This is a genomic window from Thalassospira sp. GO-4 (assembly GCF_023588965.1).
Taxonomy (GTDB): domain Bacteria; phylum Pseudomonadota; class Alphaproteobacteria; order Rhodospirillales; family Thalassospiraceae; genus Thalassospira; species Thalassospira povalilytica.
This window is the reverse complement of sequence record NZ_CP097807.1, coordinates 2,135,766-2,156,373: the sequence shown is the minus strand read 5'-3', so window position 1 is coordinate 2,156,373 and position 20,608 is coordinate 2,135,766. Positions and strand designations below refer to the sequence as shown.

18 protein-coding genes are annotated in these 20,608 nt (G+C 54.5%); 12 read left to right on the top strand and 6 right to left on the bottom strand.

What is annotated here, in order from left to right:
- The first annotated feature begins 62 nt into the window (after positions 1 to 62).
- On the top strand, positions 63 to 1,109 hold the full coding sequence (locus tag M9H61_RS10020; protein WP_250284885.1) for a hypothetical protein: 1,047 nt from the start codon (positions 63 to 65) through the stop codon (positions 1,107 to 1,109).
- Positions 1,110 to 1,333: 224 nt separating this feature from the next.
- Here M9H61_RS10020 and M9H61_RS10015 read toward each other — a convergent pair whose 3' ends face one another.
- Entirely contained in the window at positions 1,334 to 1,849 is a 516-nt protein-coding gene (locus tag M9H61_RS10015; RefSeq protein ID WP_114113000.1) for an SH3 domain-containing protein, read from the bottom strand.
- A 200-nt stretch (positions 1,850 to 2,049) separates the two neighbouring features.
- Between M9H61_RS10015 and M9H61_RS10010 the strand changes: the two genes are divergently transcribed.
- From M9H61_RS10010 to M9H61_RS09980, 7 genes are all read left to right on the top strand, one after another.
- Positions 2,050 to 3,036, top strand: a complete 987-nt coding sequence (locus M9H61_RS10010) for a D-glycerate dehydrogenase (RefSeq protein WP_068518754.1) — start codon at positions 2,050 to 2,052, stop codon at positions 3,034 to 3,036.
- Between the two features lie 171 nt (positions 3,037 to 3,207).
- Positions 3,208 to 5,955, top strand: coding sequence for a cation-transporting P-type ATPase (locus tag M9H61_RS10005; protein ID WP_250284883.1), 2,748 nt, complete (start codon positions 3,208 to 3,210; stop codon positions 5,953 to 5,955).
- Positions 5,956 to 6,021: 66 nt separating this feature from the next.
- Complete coding sequence (locus tag M9H61_RS10000; RefSeq protein WP_250284881.1) at positions 6,022 to 6,708, top strand: fumarylacetoacetate hydrolase family protein; 687 nt, start codon at positions 6,022 to 6,024, stop codon at positions 6,706 to 6,708.
- 76 nt (positions 6,709 to 6,784) lie between these two features.
- Entirely contained in the window at positions 6,785 to 7,582 is a 798-nt protein-coding gene (gene xth, locus M9H61_RS09995; protein WP_068518756.1) for an exodeoxyribonuclease III, read from the top strand.
- A gap of 182 nt (positions 7,583 to 7,764) precedes the next feature.
- A complete protein-coding gene (locus tag M9H61_RS09990; protein ID WP_228194418.1) occupies positions 7,765 to 8,607 on the top strand; it encodes a hypothetical protein in 843 nt (280 codons plus the stop codon).
- A 559-nt stretch (positions 8,608 to 9,166) separates the two neighbouring features.
- On the top strand, positions 9,167 to 9,931 hold the full coding sequence (locus M9H61_RS09985; RefSeq protein WP_228194417.1) for an OmpA family protein: 765 nt from the start codon (positions 9,167 to 9,169) through the stop codon (positions 9,929 to 9,931).
- 30 nt (positions 9,932 to 9,961) lie between these two features.
- Positions 9,962 to 10,159, top strand: a complete 198-nt coding sequence (locus tag M9H61_RS09980) for a YqaE/Pmp3 family membrane protein (RefSeq protein WP_068518759.1) — start codon at positions 9,962 to 9,964, stop codon at positions 10,157 to 10,159.
- Between the two features lie 107 nt (positions 10,160 to 10,266).
- Here the strand turns inward: M9H61_RS09980 and M9H61_RS09975 are convergent, their stop codons facing one another.
- From M9H61_RS09975 to htpG, 3 genes are all read right to left on the bottom strand, one after another.
- Entirely contained in the window at positions 10,267 to 10,497 is a 231-nt protein-coding gene (locus M9H61_RS09975; protein ID WP_250284879.1) for a hypothetical protein, read from the bottom strand.
- A gap of 3 nt (positions 10,498 to 10,500) precedes the next feature.
- Entirely contained in the window at positions 10,501 to 11,835 is a 1,335-nt protein-coding gene (locus M9H61_RS09970; protein WP_250284876.1) for a deoxyguanosinetriphosphate triphosphohydrolase, read from the bottom strand.
- 156 nt (positions 11,836 to 11,991) lie between these two features.
- Positions 11,992 to 13,872, bottom strand: a complete 1,881-nt coding sequence (gene htpG, locus M9H61_RS09965; protein WP_068518761.1) for a molecular chaperone HtpG — start codon at positions 13,870 to 13,872, stop codon at positions 11,992 to 11,994.
- A gap of 312 nt (positions 13,873 to 14,184) precedes the next feature.
- Between htpG and M9H61_RS09960 the strand changes: the two genes are divergently transcribed.
- Complete coding sequence (locus tag M9H61_RS09960) at positions 14,185 to 14,511, top strand: HPF/RaiA family ribosome-associated protein (RefSeq protein WP_068518762.1); 327 nt, start codon at positions 14,185 to 14,187, stop codon at positions 14,509 to 14,511.
- Positions 14,512 to 14,730: 219 nt separating this feature from the next.
- Here M9H61_RS09960 and M9H61_RS09955 read toward each other — a convergent pair whose 3' ends face one another.
- Positions 14,731 to 15,321, bottom strand: coding sequence for an NADPH-dependent FMN reductase (locus M9H61_RS09955; protein ID WP_250284874.1), 591 nt, complete (start codon positions 15,319 to 15,321; stop codon positions 14,731 to 14,733).
- 115 nt (positions 15,322 to 15,436) lie between these two features.
- Here M9H61_RS09955 and soxR point away from each other — a divergent pair, with 115 nt between their 5' ends.
- Positions 15,437 to 15,898, top strand: a complete 462-nt coding sequence (gene soxR, locus M9H61_RS09950; RefSeq protein WP_250284872.1) for a redox-sensitive transcriptional activator SoxR — start codon at positions 15,437 to 15,439, stop codon at positions 15,896 to 15,898.
- A 48-nt stretch (positions 15,899 to 15,946) separates the two neighbouring features.
- On the opposite strand, the gene M9H61_RS09945 is transcribed toward soxR, so the two are convergent.
- Positions 15,947 to 16,708: a hypothetical protein gene (locus M9H61_RS09945; RefSeq protein ID WP_250284865.1), complete on the bottom strand. Its 762-nt coding sequence runs from the start codon at positions 16,706 to 16,708 to the stop codon at positions 15,947 to 15,949.
- A 497-nt stretch (positions 16,709 to 17,205) separates the two neighbouring features.
- Between M9H61_RS09945 and M9H61_RS09940 the strand changes: the two genes are divergently transcribed.
- Complete coding sequence (locus M9H61_RS09940) at positions 17,206 to 20,046, top strand: helicase-related protein (protein WP_250284863.1); 2,841 nt, start codon at positions 17,206 to 17,208, stop codon at positions 20,044 to 20,046.
- A 95-nt stretch (positions 20,047 to 20,141) separates the two neighbouring features.
- Positions 20,142 to 20,549, top strand: coding sequence for an RNA-binding S4 domain-containing protein (locus tag M9H61_RS09935; protein WP_250284861.1), 408 nt, complete (start codon positions 20,142 to 20,144; stop codon positions 20,547 to 20,549).
- Positions 20,550 to 20,608 lie beyond the last annotated feature (59 nt).

The window sequence follows — 20,608 nt, the reverse complement described above, 5'->3', positions numbered from 1 at the left end:
ATTCAAATTCTTTGTCCGCGCAGCATGTAGTTGCCTCGCCGGCTTGTTTGTGCGGAAAAGCGATGGAACCACTGGCCAGCCAGCTTACGATCTATACCAATACTGCGCGTGCAATCGCACCGCAGAACAGGTTGATTGCGGGCGATGCGAACCAGTCTGCCACCAATGCCGGATCGGCCGGGCGCAATACCGATGCGGTGCGCGGCGCAAATTACACATCTGAAAAACTGCGTGGCACACTTGGCAGTGCCAGCGATCTGGTCTCGCAGGCCGCAAATGATCTGTCACGGATCGGCGATGCGCTTGATGAAATAGATGCGCTGATCAAAACCGCCGAAGAAAACCCGACCCTTTCTCGACAACAACGCGCCCAGCTTAACGCCCAGATCGAAGATTATCTGACCTCAATCGACGATATCGCGGCAAACAGCAGCTATGACGGTCGCAATCTTTTGGCCGAAGACCAGACCATCACCGTTCAGGCCGGTTCGGGAACCTCGTCGGACAACCGGATCAATGTCGATCTGTATGCGTCATCGGCCGATGATCTGGCAGCGGGGCTGTCATCGATTGACCTGTCGGATGCGGCGGGCGTCACCGATGCGCGCACCCGCATTGACGAGGCACAGCAGGCCCTTCGTGATCGCGAAATCTCGCTGGCGGCTGATAGCAGCAGCATATCGATTGCCCGCGATCAGAACCGTATTTCGCAGGTTGCCGGTGACAACATTGTCCAGGCACAGCTGGCGGCAAATGATGCTTCGGTAACTGACGATGTGCAGGCCAGAATTTCTGAAAACCTTCAGGCCTATCTGGGGGATATCGCCAGTCAGCTTGCCAACCAGACCGTGACGGTCGGTGGCTTTGCCCTGCCGGAACCGCAACCTGATCCGTTCCTTGAACAGAATGACACGGCGGCCTTCGATCCGAATGCTGATGATGACACCGGCTTTGAAACCGGATTTGGCGGCACGACACCAAATAGCCCCGCAGGCACACGCACCACCAGCACACCGGTCTTTGGCGGCTATGACAGTGGTGGTCAGGCGACCTCAAGTGGCGGTGGCGGCAATACACAGCGCCCAAGCCGGGTGTCTGTTGATGCCTGATGCCTGATGCCGCACCGGGCTATGGCGGGGTTATTGCCCTGAACCAGTGAGCTTTTTGGGTACGGGGCAATGACGACATCGGAAATCATCACCCTTAATTGCCCACAATCATTGGGTCGTATTCAGGTGATTACAATCAGTCGGTCAATTGCGATGACACGTGCATCCCGGGCTGCGAAGGTGATTGAGCGGGACGTGCTTTGGAAATGGACTGGGCATGGAGCCTAGCCTTCGACGGTTTCATCCTCATAGACGCCCCAGAACCCGTGGCGGGGCGCCCAGCCTTCAAAATCGCCAAAGCGCAGCTGACACCAGTTAATGTTGGCGGGGCAATCTTCGATGCGTCCGATGACACTGGCCGAAACCATGGCGATTTTCCGGGCGTTTTCATCTGCTGCGGAATAAAGCGTGATGCTGTCATCGGTAACGATGACATGACGCGACCCGACCAGAAGACTTTGATGAACCCAGCCTTCGCTGCCTTCCCAGTCGCGGACCTTGCGCCATGTATCAAATTCCGAAACGACTTCCATCGGCATGTTGCGGCGGTGATAGATCCAGACCTTCGGGTATCGCAAACCCGGGCCCGAACGCAGAAATACCTTGTCTGACCGCAGTGCGACAAATCGCGGAATGGGCAAGCCGGATTCTTGTGCGCTGGCCACGATCGGGGTGGTCAGGCTGCCCAAAATCGCCAAAGCCATGAAGCGATACAGAAATTTGCGCAAAATCTGCGGCATCGTGTTGGTATTCCTTCGTTTATTTTCTCTGACAGCGTCCTGCCAGAACTCTTCTTTGTGTAATAAAATTACAAAAACTGTGTCAAAATCCTTGCTTTTGTACCTTTGAGCGTGGCATCACTGCAATGCGGCAGGGCACAAAAGCGCGTCATGCCACATTTTGTCAGAAAAAGAGTTAAAAGACCGCATAGGATCGGCAGATGACCAAGAAAAAACCGCTTGTCGTCGTGACCCGGAAACTGCCGGAAGCGATTGAAACCCGCATGATGGAATTGTTCGATGCGCGTCTGAATATTGATGACGCTGCAATGAGCAAACAGGAACTCATTGATGCCGTCAAAGAGGCCGATGTTCTGGTGCCGACCGTGACGGACAAGATCGATGCGGCCGTGCTTGCCCATGCGGGGCCGAACCTTCGACTGATTGCCAATTTCGGGACCGGTGTTGATCATGTGGACCTGCAAACAGCGCGGTCGCGCGGGATTACGGTTACCAATACCCCCGATGTCCTGACCGAAGACACCGCTGACATGACCATGGCGCTGATCCTGTCGGTTTCGCGCCGCCTTGCCGAGGGCGAACGTCTTATCCGCAAAGGCGAATGGGCCGGATGGGGCCCGACCCTGATGCTGGGGCATCGTATCTGGGGCAAGCGTCTGGGGATTGTCGGCATGGGCCGTATTGGCCGTGCCCTGGCGCGCCGTGCCAAGGGGTTTGGTCTGTCTGTGCATTACCATAACCGTCGGCGTGTTCATCCCGAGATCGAAGACGAACTTGATGCGACCTATTGGGAAAGCCTGGATCAGATGTTGGCACATGTCGATATCGTTTCGGTCAACTGCCCGCATACGCCGGCAACCTATCATCTGTTGTCGGCACGCCGTCTTAAACTGATGCAGCCGCACGCCATTCTGGTCAACACGGCACGCGGGGAAATCGTTGATGAACCGGCCCTGACGCGGATGCTGGCCGATGGCGAGATCGCCGGTGCCGGTCTTGATGTGTTCGAACACGAACCGGCGGTTAATCCCAAATTGCTGGAACTGCAAAATGCGGTTCTGTTGCCGCATATGGGATCGGCGACCATCGAAGGCCGTGTTGATATGGGCGAAAAGGTTCTGATCAATATCAAGACCTTTGTTGATGGTCACACGCCGCCAGACCGGGTGATCGAAGGCCTTCTGTGACCCGGTTACAGTCCGGTTTTTCAAAATCCGACCAACAAATTTCGGGACGTCACCACATTTGAAACGTGTGGTGACGTTGCCAATTGCGTTCATGATCACAGTCTGTAATTGCGCTGCGGTGCAGCATGGTTATGATTGATGCCGGGTTCGAATTCGGCAGCAGGTGCTTTGATGGCGTCACGCAATGGTTCCAACAACGGTCAGTCTTCGCAGGACAAAACAGCACCCGCAGCCTGGCATGGTCTTGCCATTGAGGCGGTCTGTGATCAGCTAGAATGCGATCGCACCGGACTTTCCCATGACGCCGTTATTGCCCGCCAACGCCAATATGGCCCAAACAGCCTGCCGACGGCCAAACCCAAAAGCGCGCTCGTACGTTTTGCCAGGCAATTCAACAATCTTTTGATCTATGTATTGCTGATTGCGTCATCGGTAACCGCGATGATGGCGCACTGGATCGACACGGTGGTTATTCTGGCGGTGTGCTTTTTGAATGCGACTATCGGCTTCATTCAGGAAGGCAAGGCCGAAGAAACGCTGCGCGCCATCAAGAACATGCTTTCGCCAAGCGCATCGGTGCTGCGCGATGGACAGCGCAAGACAATTCCGACCACCGAACTCGTCCCGGGGGACGTTGTGCGTCTCGAAGCAGGGGATCGCATCCCGGCGGATATTCGACTTTTCATGGTCAAGAATTTCGGGGTGCTTGAATCTGCCCTGACGGGGGAATCCCTGGTGGTTACCAAAAATGCCGATCCGGTGGCCCGGGAAGCAGCCCTTGGTGATCGCAAATCGATGGCCTATGCCGGAACACTGGTTACCACCGGTCAGGCCCAGGGGCTGGTGGTGGCAACCGGATTCCAGACAGAAATCGGCAAGATCAACCGTCTTCTGGGCGATGTTGCGGCCCTGACCACGCCTCTTCTGCGCCAAATGAGCCAGTTCGCCAAGATCCTGACCGGCGTCATTTTGCTGGTTGCGGTGATGGTATTTGCCTTTGGCGTTGTGGTGCAGGGCATGAGCATCGACGCCACCTTTGTCGCGGTCGTCAGTTTGACCGTGGCCGGCATCCCAGAAGGTTTGCCCGCCATTCTGACCATCGCGATGGCGATCGGTGTTCAGCGCATGGCCGGCCAGCACGCCATCATCCGGCGATTGCCGGCGGTGGAAACGCTGGGCGCGGTATCGGTAATCTGTTCGGACAAGACCGGGACGCTGACGCGCAATGAGATGACGGTGCAATCGGTCTGGATGCCTGATTGCAATGTGAATGTTTCCGGGATCGGCTATGACCCGCATGGCGGCTTTGTTGTCAGTGGGGTCGAACAGGATGCCGATGACATTCCGGGCTTGGCGCTTCTGACCCGCGCGGCCATGTTGTGCAACGATGCCAAACTGGTGCGCAAGGACGATGCGTGGAACGTTCTTGGCGATCCGATGGAAGGTGCGCTTCTGGTTCTGGCGATGAAGGAGGGGTTTGATCATGACCGGCTTGATGAAACTGTTCCGCGTCTTGATGTTCTGCCATTTGATTCCAGCTACAAATACATGGCGACCCTTCATCATGATCATGCGGGGCATAAACTGATTGTTGTCAAAGGTGCGCCGGATCGTCTGGTTGCCATGGCAAGCCATCAACGCAACAGCGATGGCCATGATCATGAAATTGATCGGGAAAAATGGACTGCCGGGATTGCCGGACTTGCCGCACAGGGCATGCGTGTTCTTGCGATTGCCATTCGCGAAATGCCCGCAAGCCATCAGGAACTGACATTTGATGATGTCGAAAGCGGGCTTGTGATGATCGGGTTGCTGGGGCTTGTTGATCCGCCACGCCCCGAAGCAATCAGCGCGGTGGCAAATTGTCGTCAGGCCGGCATTCGCGTCAAAATGATTACCGGCGATCACGGCATTACCGCACAGGCGATCGGGGCACAGCTGGGCCTTGAAAATACCGAACGCTACCTGACCGGGCCCGAAATTGATGCGATGAACCAGGCCGACCTTCAACAGGCCATCGAAACCACCGACATCTTTGCCCGCACCAGCCCGGAAAACAAATTGCAACTGGTCATGGCGTTGCAGGCCGCAGGACGGGTGGTGGCGATGACCGGGGATGGCGTCAATGATGCCCCGGCACTCAAACGGTCCGATGTCGGCATTGCCATGGGCATATCGGGCACCGAGGCCGCAAAGGAAGCCGCCGAAATGGTGCTGGTCGATGATAATTTTGCCTCTATCGTCAATGCAGTACGCGAAGGACGCACAGTTTACGACAACCTGAAAAAATCGATCACGTTCCTGTTGCCGATCAATGGCGGGGAAACGCTTGGTGTTCTGGTTGCGCTTATGATGGGCGTCGTTTTGCCGATTTCGCCGTTGCAAATTCTTTGGGTCAATATGGTCAGTTCAATCGGGTTGGCATTGTCGCTGGCCTTTGAAAAGGCCGAACCCGATCTGATGGCACGCAAGCCACGGAATGTTGCCGAACCGGTTTTGTCGGGATTTCTGGTCTGGCGTATTGTGTTTGTGTCGCTGTTATTCATGGCGGGCATTTTCGGATCATTCGAACTGGCACTGATGCAAGGGGCATCTGTTGAAACTGCGCGTACGGTTGCGGTCAATGTTCTGGTCGCGATGGAGGTCTTCTATCTTTTCAGTGTGCGTTATCTCGGTGGCACATCCTTGACCTTGCGCGGCATGGTCGGGACCCGACCGGTTTTGATTGCCATATCGTCGGTTTTTGTCCTGCAACTGATCTTTACCTATGTGCCGGTGATGCATTTCCTGTTTGAAACCCGACCGGTCAGCATTGTTGCGGGCATCGGGATCATTGGGGCCGGGATCGGGCTGTTTGTCATTCTCGAACTGGAAAAACTGGTGATCCGTGTTGTTACGGATCGAATTGGCAAAACGTGACCATTTTCTTTTAGACGCAGAGCGACTATCACTATCTCAAACATGATTTTTTGAGGATGATTTCGAATGCGCAGCGTCTTTGAACCAGGTCAGCATACAACGGTTCCGGTTACCGGTTCGGATCAGGTTTTTCCTGTGAACCGCATTTTCTGTATCGGTAAGAACTATGCCGAACATGTGCGTGAAATGGGATCGGACCCGTCTGATACCCCGCCATGTGTTTTCATGAAACCGGCCGATTGCCTGGTGGTTGGCGATGGTGATCTGCCCTATCCGTCGGCAACCGATGACCTGCATTACGAAGGCGAACTGGTGGTTGCCCTGTCCAAGGGGGGCAAGGATCTTGACCGTGCGGCGGTCGAAGATGCGATTTTCGGATATGCGGCCGGACTTGATATGACACGCCGCGATGTTCAGGCAGGTCTCAAGGAACGCCGTTTGCCGTGGGACATGGCTAAATCCTTTGACGGTTGTGCGGCGATTTCGGAAATCAAGCCGAAAGCCGATGCCGGTAACCCGCATGCCACCAATCTGAAACTTTCGGTCAATGGTGATGTGCGCCAGAATGACACCACTGCGAAAATGATCTGGCCGGTTGTCGATGCGTTGGTGCATCTGTCCACACTGATCGAATTGAAGCCGGGTGACCTTCTGTTCACCGGTACGCCCGAAGGTGTCGGTCAGGTTGTGCGCGGTGACCGTATGGATCTGGTGATTGCCGATGTTGCGGAACTGTCGGTAACGCTGAAATAAGCCTTTTGGTTTTTATAGACTTTCCGGGGTTGTGGGGCAGGGGCCTTTCCCCAACAAGACTTGAACGGAGCCCGTTTTGAAGATTGTAAGTTGGAATATCAATTCCGTGCGCCTGCGCATCGAACAGGTGGTCCGGTTTCTCGAAGACCAGCAACCCGATGCATTGTGCCTTCAGGAATTGAAATGCCCGGATGAACATTTCCCGCATGAGGCATTCGAAGCCGCCGGGTATGTTCATCGCCATAACCATGGCATGAAAAGCTATAACGGTGTGGCGATCGTTTCGCGATTGCCCTTCGTTGAAACCGACATCACTCATTTCTGTGGCAAGGAAGATCGCCGCCACTGCATGGCGAAATTCGAAAACGGTGTCGAGCTTCACAATTTCTATATCCCGGCTGGCGGTGATGAGCCCGATCCGGCGATCAATGAAAAATTCGCCCACAAGCTGTCCTTCATCGATGAAATGACCAATTGGTGGTCCGATCGGCGTGCCGCAGATCCGAACCGCAAGGCGGTTCTGGTCGGGGATTTCAATATCGCGCCGTCGGAAAATGATGTCTGGTCGCACAAGCAGCTTCTGCGTGTCGTCAGCCATACCCCGATCGAGGTCGAAATTCTCGAAAAGTTCCGTCAGTCCGGCGATTTCATTGATTCGGTCCGTGAAGTCGTGCCCGAACCCGAAAAGCTTTTCAGCTGGTGGAGCTACCGGGCGCGCGACTGGCGTGCAAGCAACAAGGGACGCCGTCTTGATCATGTCTGGATGACACCGAACATGGCTGGAACGGTCCGCACCGCATCGGTTTATGACCTTGCGCGTGATTGGGAAAAGCCGTCCGACCATGCACCGGTGGTTGTTGAATTCAATTTGTAATCACGGCTTGACCATCACACTTCCAAACAGCGGGCCCGGGTCATCCGGCCCGCTGTTTGTCATTTGAAATAACTTGATTGTCCTGCCAATCAGCGCAACTCTTTGGGGAGCATGAAGCAGGACAGGTGCCCATAAGGTCAATGTCGCACCGTTTCGATGACTAATTACGCAGGATACGGGCAATGAAAAAGATACTGTTTGGTTTGGCAGCGATCATCGTACTGGTCGTGGGCGGGCTTGTTTATGTCTATGTCAATCTTGATGACATCGTGAAAACGACGATCGAAAAGGCCGGAACGCGGGTGACCCTTGCGGATGTCACGGTTGATGCCGTATCGATCGAGACAACGCAAAATACTGCGGCCATCAAGGGGCTGGTGATCGGCAATCCCGAAGGTTACAAAACCGACCATGCCTTTTCACTTGGCAATATTTCGGTACGTCTTGATGGATCGACGCTGACCAGCGACACCATCCGCATCATCGAAGTGGTGGTGGATGCGCCAAGTGTGACCTATGAACTTGGCAATGGCAGTTCCAATATCGCGACCATTCAGCGCAACGTGGAAAGCTTTGTCCATCGTGTTTCCGGTCCGTCCGGTGGTCAGGGCACAGATGACAGTGCTGCTGGCGAAGACGGCGCGTCGGGACCCAAAATCATCATTGATAATGTGTATGTACGCAACGGCAATGTCGGTGTTTCCGCAGCATTGCTTCAGGGCAAGTCACTGTCGGCCAATCTTCCGGAAATTCATCTCAAGGACGTTGGCAAGGAAGATAACGGCGCAACCCCGGCCGAAGTTGCCGGTGAAATCCTGACCGCGATCAACGCATCGGTGTTCAAGGCAGTTTCCAACCTTAATGTTGATGGCCTGCTGCAAGGAGTTGGTGATCTTGGCAAGGGCGTTGTCGGTGCGGTCGGTGCCGTTGGTGGTGCTGCCGGAACAGGTGGCGAGAAACTTAAAGACGGTGCCAATGCGCTTGGCGGGGCTGTCAAAGGATTGTTTGGCGGATCGTCCGACTGATCTTTTCTTTCTGCCGGATTTCCGGGACATATAATCAATCATGGCCTGATCGGGTGAAATGCCCGGTCAGGCTTTTTTATGCGTTTTGCAACAGCTTGTCACCCGTTCGGGAAATGGGGTGGGACAAAATCGCGCGGGATCAACGGTCTATGTTCGACCGTGAAGTATGAAGATTGTGAATTTTCTCTATCCCACTGCTTTTTTTCATGAAATTGACTTCTATATATCCTTGGATAGGGGTAATTATATCCCCGTCCATGTTGTGATGATGCGTTCGGGATATGAACTGGTTTCACATCCTTCTATTCGGGGTCGGTTCCGGGGATCTGATCGATGGCAAACAGAGCATGGAAAAACAGACAGGCAAAAACGACCTGTCAGGTGCATGTAAAAATCCGTCACATGATGACGCCAACATCACCGTCAAAAAATTGGGATTGGGATCAAAATGTCGGTCAGACAAGGAGTAATACCGATGAAAGCTAAACTGCTCGCTGTTGTGTCCGCCGCTGCCTTCTTGAGCGCGTGTGCAAATATGAACATTCCAGGGGTACGTGAGATGGCTGACGAAGGGTCGGCATTTGACGCAGCCCTCCATCAGAATTACGCCGACCTTGCCCAGGCAGAATATGACGAAGCCGATTGGGCGGATGCGCGGTACTTCACCAGCCGTGCCAAAATGGCTGCGATGAGCCAGGATACCGGCCCACAGATGATTTCCGAACGTTCCCTGCCCGAAGGCAGCACCGGTGAAGTCGAAGTCGCGCGCAGCGACCTTCTGGCAGCACTTGATGCCGGTGGCCGTGAAAAGGCCGCAACGGCTGCTGCACGGGCACAGGCAAGCTTTGATTGCTGGTTGCAGGAACTCGAAGAAAACATCCAGCAGGAAGACATCGACAATTGCCGTGCCGCCTTCTATCAGGCGCTGGCAATTGTTCAGGCTGAAATCGACACCGCACCGGCCCCGGTTGCCGCGATGGCAATGCCGGTTCCGATGAATGTCTATTTCGGCTTTGACAGTGCCACAATTGACGGCAAAGCTATGTCGGTCATTAACGGGATTGTCGAAGCATATGGCAAATACGACCCGGCTGCGATCAGCCTGGTTGCCTATGCCGACCGTGCCGGTGATGCAATGTATAACGATATTCTTGCAAAATCGCGTGTCGATGCGGTTGTAAAGGCGCTTCGTGATGGTGGTGTTCCGGCAAGCAAGCTTGCGATCAGCATCAGCGGCGAAGCCAATGTTCCGGTCGCAACCGAAGACGGTGTGGCCGAACAGGGTAACCGTGTCGTTGTTGTCACCTTCAAAGACAGCATGTAAGCACGTCAACGCAACAAGGGGATTTCATCCATGCGTCTTTTGATCGCACTTCTTCTGCCCTGGTTACTGTTCTTTACCATCGGGCGCCCAATCGCAGGCGTCATCTGCCTGATTTTGCAGATTACCCTGATCGGCTGGGTACCGGCGGCGATCTGGGCTGTCTATTCGCTTAGTCAGTACAATACTGACAAGAAAATCAGCAGTGCCATGGGTGGCGGTCAGGACTAACTGACTGTGTTTGCTCCATATGGGCCAAACAGACATTCCCAAGAATAAAGGCAGGCCTTCGGGCCTGCCTTTTTGATTGTCCGGACGTGTGGTCGGGGTCGCTGGCATCAACGCAGATGGCGTCTGACCCCGCCGACAAAACGCCCGATCAGGCGCGACACAACCAGCCGGGTGATCATAAAGCTCGTCGCGGCAAGGGCGGCGGGCCAATACCATGCCTGAACTTCCGGACGGGTACTTTGATCAACCAGCCCGTAAATGACGGCTGCCATTGCGCTTGCGGCAATAAAGGCGGTCCGTCTGCGATAGCGCGCAATAAAGGGGCCCAGCGTCCACATTGATCAGTGCTGACCGCCGCCAATGTCGCGCGCAAGGCGGGCGGCAAAATCATCGGTCATGCCCGATACATAATCCAGGATCACCAGATACAGATCATAAAGCGACGCACCGATCGGCATGGCATCATTGCCGATCAGTTCCCGAACACGTCCGGCCCGATAGGGAATGTCTGCTTCTGATCGGGCTTTGTGGACTTCAAGTGCGGTTTTGCAGAATGTCTCAAGCAGGGTTTCAAGATGGGCAAAGGCGCCGACCTCGATCTGGACCTTGCGGCGGTTCAGGATGATTTGTTTTTCCGAAAATGACTTGGCAGTGGCGATCAGCTCGTTATAGGGGCCATCGGCACAGGCAAGAAGATCACCTTTCCACACACCGGCCAGAAGTTCTTCCTCGTGGCGGACAAAGGCATCGACAAGCGCATCAAGAAGGCCCGACATGATCTTGCCGCGCAGGAAGGATATCTTGCGGCTGATATTCTGTTCGCGGTGATATTCGGCGGGAAGGTCCCCTTCGATACAGGGGCGCAGCATCTTTTCCAGCGTTTCGAATTCCACAAGTTCAAGCTCGACCCCGTCCTCGATATCAATCAGGGCATAGCAAACATCATCGGCGGCCTCGACCAGATAAACCAGCGGATGGCGGCAAAATGCCTGGTCGCTTGTCCGGATCAGACCGGTGGCATCGGCCACTTCCTCAAGCAGTGCGAATTCCTTCTGGAATGCCCCGAATTTCTTTTTCTGGGGAAACGGGCTTCCCGATGCCGACCACGGATATTTCAGGAAACTTGCCAGCGTCGCATAGGTCAGCCGCATCCCCCCATCATACAGACCAGTCCGTTTGTTGGTCAAAAGCCGGAACCCTTGCGCGTTGCCTTCATAGGTCGTCAGATCGGCAAACTGTTCACGGAACAGGCTGCCGGTAAAGGCCGGGTCGGCATCGATAAACCATTGGCGGATGGCATATTCACCGGCATGGCCAAATGGCGGGTTGCCGATATCATGACACAGGGCGGCGGCCTGAACGATGGCGGCCATGTGATCGGGGTCGATGGTATCAGGCAGGCTGCCCTTTTCCGAAAGACGATGACCAACCATCAGGCCAAGCGACCGGCCGATACAGGAAACTTCGAGACTGTGGGTCAGGCGGGTATGGACATTGTCATTTTCGGGCAACGGGTGAACCTGGGTCTTGCGTTGCAGGCGCCGGAACGCGGCCGAGAAAATGATGCGGTCATAATCCTTGTGAAAATCGGACCGGCCAAAAGCGCCGACACTTGAATGACGGGTGCCAAGGCGTGCGGGTGACAACAGTTTTTGCCAGTTCATCATCGCAGTCATGGTGTTTTGGGCCTTCCCGTCGGTTCCGAGCTTCTTTCACATGTGGGGCCTTTATGCCCGTTGTTGGTAAATAAGCATTTTAAATTTCGCAGATTTCCAAAAGAAAACGGCGCATCTTGTGACGCGCCGTTCTCAATATTGGTTGGTGTGTCGGGTTTATGCACCCAGACCCTTTTCCATGATCAGGTCCAGACGACGGGCAAAGCTGACCGGATCGGGCAGGGCTTCGCCTTCGAGAATGCGGGCCTGATCAAGCAGCAACTGGGCGGCATCATTAAGAATCGGTGCCTTGGCATCCTTGATGGCAATGTCAGACAGCTTTTTGATCAGGCTGTGCTTCGGATTGATTTCAAGGATACGCGGGCTGATTTCATCAACGCGGTTATGCTGCTTCATCAACCGTTCCATCCGCAGATCCATGCCGGTTTCATCGGCAATCAAGCAGCAGGCCGAACTGGTCAGACGATCAGATTCCCGAACGTCCTTAACACCGGTGCCAAGGGCGATCTTGATCGATGCGATCAATGCATCAAGTGACGCGTCGCTGGCGGCATCGTCCTTTTTATCGTCCTTGGCGTCATCCTTGTCATCGGATTTGACGTCATTGAGATCGGCACCGCCACGGGTGACCGATTTGAAGTCCTTTTCTTCAAACTGGCCAACTGACGGCATCCAGAATTCATCGACCGGATCGGTCAGAAGCAGGACCTCGATCCCCTTGGCGGCAAAGCCTTCAAGCTGCGGGCTGCGTTTCAGGGCTTCGATATCTTCGCCGCTGATATAGTAGATGGCCTTCTGGCCTTCTTTCATGCGTTCGACATATTCCGAAAGCGTGGTCCAGCCATCGCCATGGGTCGAACGGAACTTGGCGATTTTGAGGATGCGCGCACGGTTGGACTGGTCTTCGTAAAGCCCTTCCTTGACCACGGCACCAAAGTTTTCCCAGAAGGTGTCAAACCCTTCGGCGTCCTTCTTGGCGGCTGTTTCCAGTTCGGACAGGACCTTTTTGGTCAGGCCGTTCTTGATCTTGGTCAGGACGGGGTTGTGCTGCAACATCTCGCGCGAGACGTTAAGGGGCAGGTCCTGACTGTCGACCACACCGGAAACAAAACGCAGCCATGGCGGCAGCAATTCGTCTGCACCTTCGGTGATGAAGACCTTGCGGACATAAAGTTTCAGATGGCCTTTGCGCTGCGGATCATAAAGATCGAACGGCCGCATGGTCGGAAGGTAAAGAAGGCCGGTATATTCAATCGCGCCTTCGGCCTGATAGTGGATGGTTTTCCAGGGATCATCAAACGCATGCGAATTGTGTTTGTAGAATTCCTTGTACTGTTCCTCGGTGACTTCGGATTTCGGACGGGTCCAAAGGGCGGATGCCTCATTGAGTGTCTCGTCACCATCGGCCTTCATCAGAACCACCGGAATGCCGATATGATCGGAATAGGTTTTGACGATGTGGCGGAGCTTGTATTCCTCGGTGAATTCCTTGAATTCGTCGGTCAGATGCAGGGTGATCTGGGTGCCGCGGCCTTCCATTTCGGCTTCGGAAATGGTGTATTCGCCCTTGCCGTCCGATGACCATTTCCATGCCTGGTCTTCGCCGGCCTTTCGACTTACGACATCAACCCGGTTTGCCACCATGAAGGCGGAATAGAAACCGACACCAAACTGACCAATCAGGTCGACATCCTTCGGATTGTCGGATTTGGAGACCGCATCAAGGAACTTGGCAGTGCCGGAATTGGCAATGGTGCCAAGATTGTCGATCAGGTCTTCCTTGTTCATCCCGATCCCGTTATCGGCAATCGTCAGGACATTGCGGACATTGTCTGTCAGAAGGCGGACCTTGAATTCAGCGTCCCCTGCGAGCAGTTCCGGTTTGGCAATCGCTTCGTAACGCAGTTTGTCGCACGCATCCGAAGCGTTGGAGATCAGCTCGCGCAGGAAGATGTCCTTGTTCGAATACAGCGAGTGGACAACGATATCGAGCAGTCGGCTGACCTCGGCCTCGAACCGCATTTTTTCTTCCGTCATGACCTCTTTATTCTCCTTTGTTTCAAGCGTCTGTTGAACTTCCCCGCAATCGGCAGAAGTTGCAACACTTCAACGGGCTACACGAAATAGCAATGTGACCTGTTATTGCTACTGACCGCGCTTGATATGCGTCAACGCACCTTGCAGCGCAAGTCCTGTATCCTAAGTATAGATATAGACGGTTTTTCAAAAGGGGCGCGAAACCAAAACCCAAGCGTTCCTGAATTTCCCGGGACAGCAAATGGACCGGGGGTAAACGGCAGGGTGCAACGCCCTGCTTTGCGTCCAAGGCTTTAAACAGGAGGCCGTATCATGAAGGTTCCCGTTCAAATCACCTACCGTGATGTTGATCAGTCTGATGCGCTTGACGAGCGTATCCGTTTCAAGGTGCAAAAACTGGAAGAAACCTTCGATCGCATGACCAGTTGTCATGTTGTGGTGGAACGACCCCAAGCATCCCATAACCACGGTAACCGTTTCGCCGTGCATTTCGGGATCAATGTGCCGGGCAAGGAAATCATGGTAAAGCGTGACAGTGCTGATCATGCCCATGAAGATGTTTATGTCGCGCTTAAAAACAGTTTCCAGGCCGCTCGCCGACAGCTCAAGGATTATGCGGACAAGATGCGTAACCATTAATGACCCGACCGGTGATGGTCGAATGATGATGACCGACCGGCATTGATTGGCGGGGCGACTTTATGGTCGCCCCGTTTTGCTTTTGGGGTCTGATTTGTTTGAGCCTGATCTTGCGGTTTTCCGGCAAATGCGGTGGTGGCGCGCGAAGGGCAATGCACAAAAGTCGCAGTCGGACGGATATCGGGCTTTCGCCTGCCGGGTTTTGGCTGTTTTTATTGGTCAGGATGCAACAGCGCTTCGAAGCTGCTGGCTGCTGTTCGGATACCGGGCATCACGCAATGCACCGGCCCACCATTTCAGGTCGCCCACCATGTGATGCAGTGCCTGGTTTGTACTTTCCTGGTCGATTGGTTTTCCGTCCTCGTCAAAACGGTCCCAGACGTTTGCAAAGCTCACCACATCGCGCATGGTCACGGCATGAAGTTCGGCAAAGACAAGACGCAATTGCTCGACTGCGCGCAATCCCCCTGACATCCCGCCATAGGAAACAAAGGCGACCGGCTTGCGACGCCATGGCTGTTTGGCAGCATCAATCAGCAATTTCAGCTCGCCGGTAAAGCTGTGATTGTATTCGGGTGTCACGACGATAAAGGCATCGGCCTCTGAAAGGGCGGTGTGCAGTTCATCAATGCCCGGATGTTCTGAACGCGTATGTGCCGCCGGAAGGTTCAGGACAGCCGGATCAATCGTATCAAGTGAAAGATCGCGATCCGATCCGAGTGTTGTCAGTACCCAGCGCGCAACCATGTCACAAAGCCGCCCCTCTCGTGCACTGCCATAGATGACGGCGACATTGAATGATTCTTTCACGGATTTGACTCCTTGATAATTTCGCTTCAATGCGTAAGCTTCTAGAACCTCAACTAATGTTAAGGTCAACAACGAAATTCGATACCTGTCAGAAGGCAGGATGCAGGAGGGGGAAATGGCCGGAAGCGGTGTATTACAGCGTTATCTGAGCGTCGGAGAAGTCGCCAGCCGCTGCGGGATTGCGGTTTCGGCTGTGCATTTTTATGAACGCAAAGGTCTGATCAGTTCGATCCGCACCGATGGCAATCAGCGCCGGTTTCACCGCGGCGTGTTGCGCAAGCTCGCCATCATCAAGGTCGCCCAGAAAACCGGGATACCGCTTTCTGAAATTGCAGAAGCCTTTGACAAGTTGCCCCACAACACGGTCCCCAATGCCAAGGACTGGGAAAAACTGTCTTCGCAATGGCGCGATGACTTGAACGAGCGGATCGATCAACTGACCCGACTTCGTGATCAGTTGGGGCAATGTATTGGCTGTGGATGCCTGTCGATATCAGATTGCCCGCTGCGCAACCCGGCAGATGAGCTTTCGGGTGATGGGCCAGGCGCGCGTCTGCTGGAGCTGGAACACGAATAACAATCTGACGGAGATACCTGTTGATCACTTGAGAGTGCGCTTTGCGCACTACGTCATGTCACGTTGTTCGGAATAAGTCGGGCCCGTGTTGTCAGCTAGAAATCTGGGGCCATAACTTTCTTCTGTAATGTGTTCCAAATACCTCTGCCTATTGATCAAAGTGACAAAGCCTTTGTGAGCAGGGTATATCTGCTGAGCTTTCGCGTGGTTACAGACAGAGCATAGAAATGCAATGTTGGTCACGTCGAACCGGGCGAGATCGTAATAAAAGGTTAAATTATCGCCCCTGTGGACTCTGACGGCATTGTCTGCCATGTCGTCAACGCGGATTTGCTCTACTGTGACCTCGAAACTTCCCCTCGCCAAGGCGTCAACGTCTTGGGCAATCATCTTGATTTGGTCGTAACCGCCATCCCATGCGTCCACCTCGAAAACTCTCAATTTCTCGTAGTCAGGTAACTTGAAAGCAGAATTTTTTAACTGAACCGACCAACCATCATCGTCTTCAAAGCGTTTCTTGTTGGCAGACCGGGCTGCAGCAGAGAAAGTTGTCCAGTCTGTGTAAGAGAAGATCACACTCCCCATAACGCGGCGCAATGCCTTTTGAGGAAACATATGATCGGCCTCGGCATACGCCGTTGGCAGCAATCGTTTGCAAGTGGGACAAGTAAAAACATTCTCCTCGCCAAACCCGAAATTCTTGTTTTCGCTTATTGGGCTGTTAAATCGCCAATTATTAAACCACGCCGCTGTCTCTGGTGCGGGAAGAACTGGCCTGAAGGTTCGCGAGCTGGATGAAAAAATGATCATAAAGTTTCCTTCGCGTCCTCGTCCGAAAGACGCTTAAACAACTGCCAATATGTCAGGGGTTTGTCGAATGGCCCGAGGCCTATGTTCGGAAGGCCTGGTTTGTGTTGTTCCGAGGGTGGTTTGAGCGCTTTGCGCCATTGATAGTCCGACGGTGGACAGTCGTGGGGGTAGTCCGGTGGAATATCGGGATGCTTTGGGTCTATTTCTTCGGTAGTTTTCGTGGCTTCCCAGATTGTTTGTGGACTCCGTTTTATGGCTTTGGCTTTTGTTTTCGGCCATGGGGCCGCACAGCCATTGTCGGATTGTGTGTCATCATCGGTCATGGGAATGCCTGCAGTGTCTGTGTATCTCATAGGGAGTGACGCAGGACGTCTCGCTTTGTGAAGTTGGTAGGTGTTTCGATATGGCAGAAAGCTTGACATTGCGCCGGTTCGCGTGTTGAAAGGCCCAAAGATTGCGATGGTCCTGATCAATGGGCTGTCGATTGGAAAAGTTTGATGCAGATTTCAACCCGAACCGGTCCTCGTATCCTTGCCATATTGGGGCCGACCAACACCGGCAAGACCCATCTGGCCATGGAACGGATGTTGGCGCATACGACCGGGATGATCGGGTTCCCGTTGCGGCTTTTGGCGCGTGAAAACTATGATCGCGCAGTGGCCAAGGTCGGCAAGGGGGCGGTGGCGCTGATCACCGGCGAAGAGCGTATCTTGCCGAAAACCGCACGTTATTTCCTGTGTACCGTCGAAGCCATGCCCGTGGCCAAGCAGGTCGATTTCCTGGCAATTGACGAAATCCAGATGTGTGCCGATCCCGAACGCGGGCATGTCTTTACCGACCGGCTGTTGCATGCGCGCGGGCGCTCAGAGACCATGTTCATGGGGGCGGAAACCATCCGCCCGGTGATCCGCAAGCTGGTTGATAATGTCGAATTTGATCGGCGCGAACGGTTTTCGACCCTAAGCTATAACGGATCGAAGAAGATCCAGCGCCTTCCGGCCCAGTCGGCTGTGGTAACCTTTTCGGCACAGGAAGTCTATGCGGTGGCCGAACTGGTGCGCCGTCAAAAGGGCGGGGCAGCGGTGGTTCTTGGCGCGCTAAGCCCGCGCACCCGCAATGCCCAGGTCGAAATGTTCCAGAATGGCGAGGTCGAACACCTGATTGCGACCGATGCCATCGGCATGGGTCTTAACCTTGATCTTAACCACGTAGCCTTTGCCGCGCTGACCAAGTTTGACGGCAAGTTCAATCGTGGTTTGACGGCGGCTGAAACCGCGCAGATTGCCGGGCGTGCGGGCCGTCACATGAATGACGGGACATTTGGTGTTACCGGCAACCTTTCGGGCATTGATCCCGATATCATCGAACAGATCGAGGCCCACGAGTTCGAACCTCTTGCCAAAGTGTTCTGGCGGAATGCGCGGCTTGATTTCCGGTCTGTGGATGCGTTGCAGAAATCCTTGCGCCGGCGATCGGATGACCCGACCCTTATTCTGGCGCGCGAGCCTGTTGATGAAATCATGCTCGATCATCTGGCGCATAACGAAGATGTCGCACGCATTGCCTCGGCCCCGGATCGGGTACAGTTATTGTGGGAAGTCTGCCAGATTCCCGACTTCAGAAATATCCATACCGATGCCCATCCAAGGCTGCTAACATCTATCTATCGCTATCTTGCGAAACCCGGAAGCAAACTGCCCATCGACTGGTTGGGCGAACAAGTCTTGCGTCTGGATCGTTATGATGGTGATATCGATCAGTTGTCATCACGTTTGGCAGGTATTCGCGTCTGGACATATGTATCGCACAAGCATCACTGGCTCGAAGATGCCAATCATTGGCAGGAACGCACGCGGGCCATTGAGGATAAGCTCTCAGATGTGCTACATGAACGCCTGACCCAAAGGTTCGTTGACAGACGGACCTCGGTTTTATTGAAAAGTCTCAAGGACAAGTCTGAACTCATGTCTACCATCACTGCGAATGGTGAAGTACAGGTCGAAGGTGAATTTGTCGGCCGTCTTGATGGATTCCGTTTCATCCCTGATGAAACCGATGCTGCTTTCGAAGGCAAGGCTATTGCCAGTGCCGCACGTCGCGCGCTGACCGGCGAAATCGCCCAGCGTGTCAAACAACTTGAAACCGACGAAGACGACAAGTTCGCGGTGAATGGGCAGCTTGATGTCCTTTGGAACGGTGCGCAGGTTGGCGTGCTGAAAAAAGGTGACACAGTTCTGTCGCCCGAAGTTCAGGTGATCGACAGCGAGTTCTTTGACGGTCCGACACGTGAGCGTGTGCGCACCCGTTTGCAGAATTTCGTCAATGCCCATATCGAAGCGCGCCTTAAAATGCTGACCCGCCTGCGCGATTGTCAGTTGTCCGGTCCGATTCGCGGTCTTCTGTTCCAGCTGAACGAAGGTCTGGGCTGTGTTCCGCGCTCGGAACTCGAAAGCCTGGTCAAGGACCTGTCGGACGAGGACCGCAAGGCACTTGCCAAACTTGGCGTGCGTCTGGGTGTTGAAACCGTCCATGTGCTTGATGCGCTCAAACCCGATCCGGTTGAGCTGCGCGGCATTCTTTGGGCGGTTGCCCGTGAACTGGATGCGCTTCCGGAATTGCCGCCGGCAGGCCGGACATCGGTTCCCAATGATCGTGCCAATTCCAAGGGCTTCTACCTTGCTGCTGGCTATATGCCAGTTGGTCCGCTTGCGGCACGTGTGGACATGCTTGAACGTTTCGCAGCCCTTCTGCGTCAGAAGGCCCGTGAAAACGATGGCAAGGTACGTCCTGATCCCGATTTGCTGTCACTTCTGGGCTGCACGGTCGAGCAGGCCGAAGGCGTATTTACCGCTCTTGGCTGGCGTGCCGAGGTAACCAAGGTCAAGAAATCCGAACTTCTTGCCAAGGAAGCCGAGAAAAAGGCCGAAGAAACCGCCAAGACCGATGCCGAAGTCAAAACCGAAGAAGCTGCACCGGCTGAAAGTGCCGAAACAGCACCGGCAAATGACGCCGCATCCACCGACACCGCAGAAGCAACCCCGGCCGAAGCCGCGGAAACCGATGCGGATGGCGATGAACTGGTCGAGGTCAAATACTTTGTCCGTGTCGATCGCCGCAAGCGTGGCGGTGCCGGTCGTGGTCAGCAGCGCGGTCCGCGTCAGGATGCACGCGGCAAAGGCGGTCCCAAGGGCAAGGGCGGCAACCGTCCGAACCATGGCGGCAAGGGTGGTCGCGGTGGCAAGCCGGGCGGACGTGGCCCGGCCCCGGATAAAGGCAACCAGATCAACGAAGATTCTCCGTTTGCCAAACTTAAGGAGATGCTCGAAGCCAAAGGCTGATAGCATCCTGGAAATCGGAATTGAACGGCGATCCTTGCGGGTCGCCGTTCTGCGTTCTATGTCTTTATAATCACTTGATGCAGGATCGGATGGTTGTGAGCGAACAGTCAGAAAAGCTCAGGGTCGACAAATGGCTTTGGCATGCCCGGTTTTACAAAACCCGGTCATTGGCCAGCAAAGCCTGCCAGTCCGGGCATATCGTTCTGAATGGTCAGTCCGTCTCCAAGGCAAGTGCCACGGTCGTCGCCGGTGACCGGTTGCAGTTCTTTCAGGGGCCGCATTTGCGTGTGGTCGAAGTCATCGCCCTTGGCGAACGTCGCGGGCCCGCCCCGGAAGCCCAGGGCTTGTATGTGGACCATTCCCCCCCAAGATTACCGAAAAAGGAAGTTGCGTCAGATATACGAACCGCGCCGGTTGCGGAACGCGAAGCCGGTGCCGGACGCCCGACCAAGGCAGAGCGCCGGGCGCTTGACCGGCTGCGGGGTGACAGGGATGTCGGCTAGGACTTTTTAAGTTTTTTCTGATATTTAGGCGATCTCTGCGACTTAACGCCAGGATGGCA

What these genes read in the sequence shown, in the direction of transcription:
- M9H61_RS09975 (WP_250284879.1), bottom strand. Translation starts at nt 10,497, where the DNA reads ATGTGGACGCTGGGCCCCTTTATTGCGCGCTATCGCAGACGGACCGCC.
- M9H61_RS10010 (WP_068518754.1), top strand. Translation starts at nt 2,050, where the DNA reads ATGACCAAGAAAAAACCGCTTGTCGTCGTGACCCGGAAACTGCCGGAA.
- soxR (WP_250284872.1), top strand. Translation starts at nt 15,437, where the DNA reads ATGGCCGGAAGCGGTGTATTACAGCGTTATCTGAGCGTCGGAGAAGTC.
- M9H61_RS09990 (WP_228194418.1), top strand. Translation starts at nt 7,765, where the DNA reads ATGAAAAAGATACTGTTTGGTTTGGCAGCGATCATCGTACTGGTCGTG.
- M9H61_RS09940 (WP_250284863.1), top strand. Translation starts at nt 17,206, where the DNA reads ATGCAGATTTCAACCCGAACCGGTCCTCGTATCCTTGCCATATTGGGG.
- M9H61_RS09945 (WP_250284865.1), bottom strand. Translation starts at nt 16,708, where the DNA reads ATGATCATTTTTTCATCCAGCTCGCGAACCTTCAGGCCAGTTCTTCCC.
- M9H61_RS10005 (WP_250284883.1), top strand. Translation starts at nt 3,208, where the DNA reads ATGGCGTCACGCAATGGTTCCAACAACGGTCAGTCTTCGCAGGACAAA.
- M9H61_RS09985 (WP_228194417.1), top strand. Translation starts at nt 9,167, where the DNA reads ATGGCTGACGAAGGGTCGGCATTTGACGCAGCCCTCCATCAGAATTAC.
- htpG (WP_068518761.1), bottom strand. Translation starts at nt 13,872, where the DNA reads ATGACGGAAGAAAAAATGCGGTTCGAGGCCGAGGTCAGCCGACTGCTC.
- M9H61_RS09960 (WP_068518762.1), top strand. Translation starts at nt 14,185, where the DNA reads ATGAAGGTTCCCGTTCAAATCACCTACCGTGATGTTGATCAGTCTGAT.
- M9H61_RS10020 (WP_250284885.1), top strand. Translation starts at nt 63, where the DNA reads ATGGAACCACTGGCCAGCCAGCTTACGATCTATACCAATACTGCGCGT.
- M9H61_RS10015 (WP_114113000.1), bottom strand. Translation starts at nt 1,849, where the DNA reads ATGCCGCAGATTTTGCGCAAATTTCTGTATCGCTTCATGGCTTTGGCG.
- M9H61_RS09980 (WP_068518759.1), top strand. Translation starts at nt 9,962, where the DNA reads ATGCGTCTTTTGATCGCACTTCTTCTGCCCTGGTTACTGTTCTTTACC.
- M9H61_RS09970 (WP_250284876.1), bottom strand. Translation starts at nt 11,835, where the DNA reads ATGACTGCGATGATGAACTGGCAAAAACTGTTGTCACCCGCACGCCTT.
- M9H61_RS10000 (WP_250284881.1), top strand. Translation starts at nt 6,022, where the DNA reads ATGCGCAGCGTCTTTGAACCAGGTCAGCATACAACGGTTCCGGTTACC.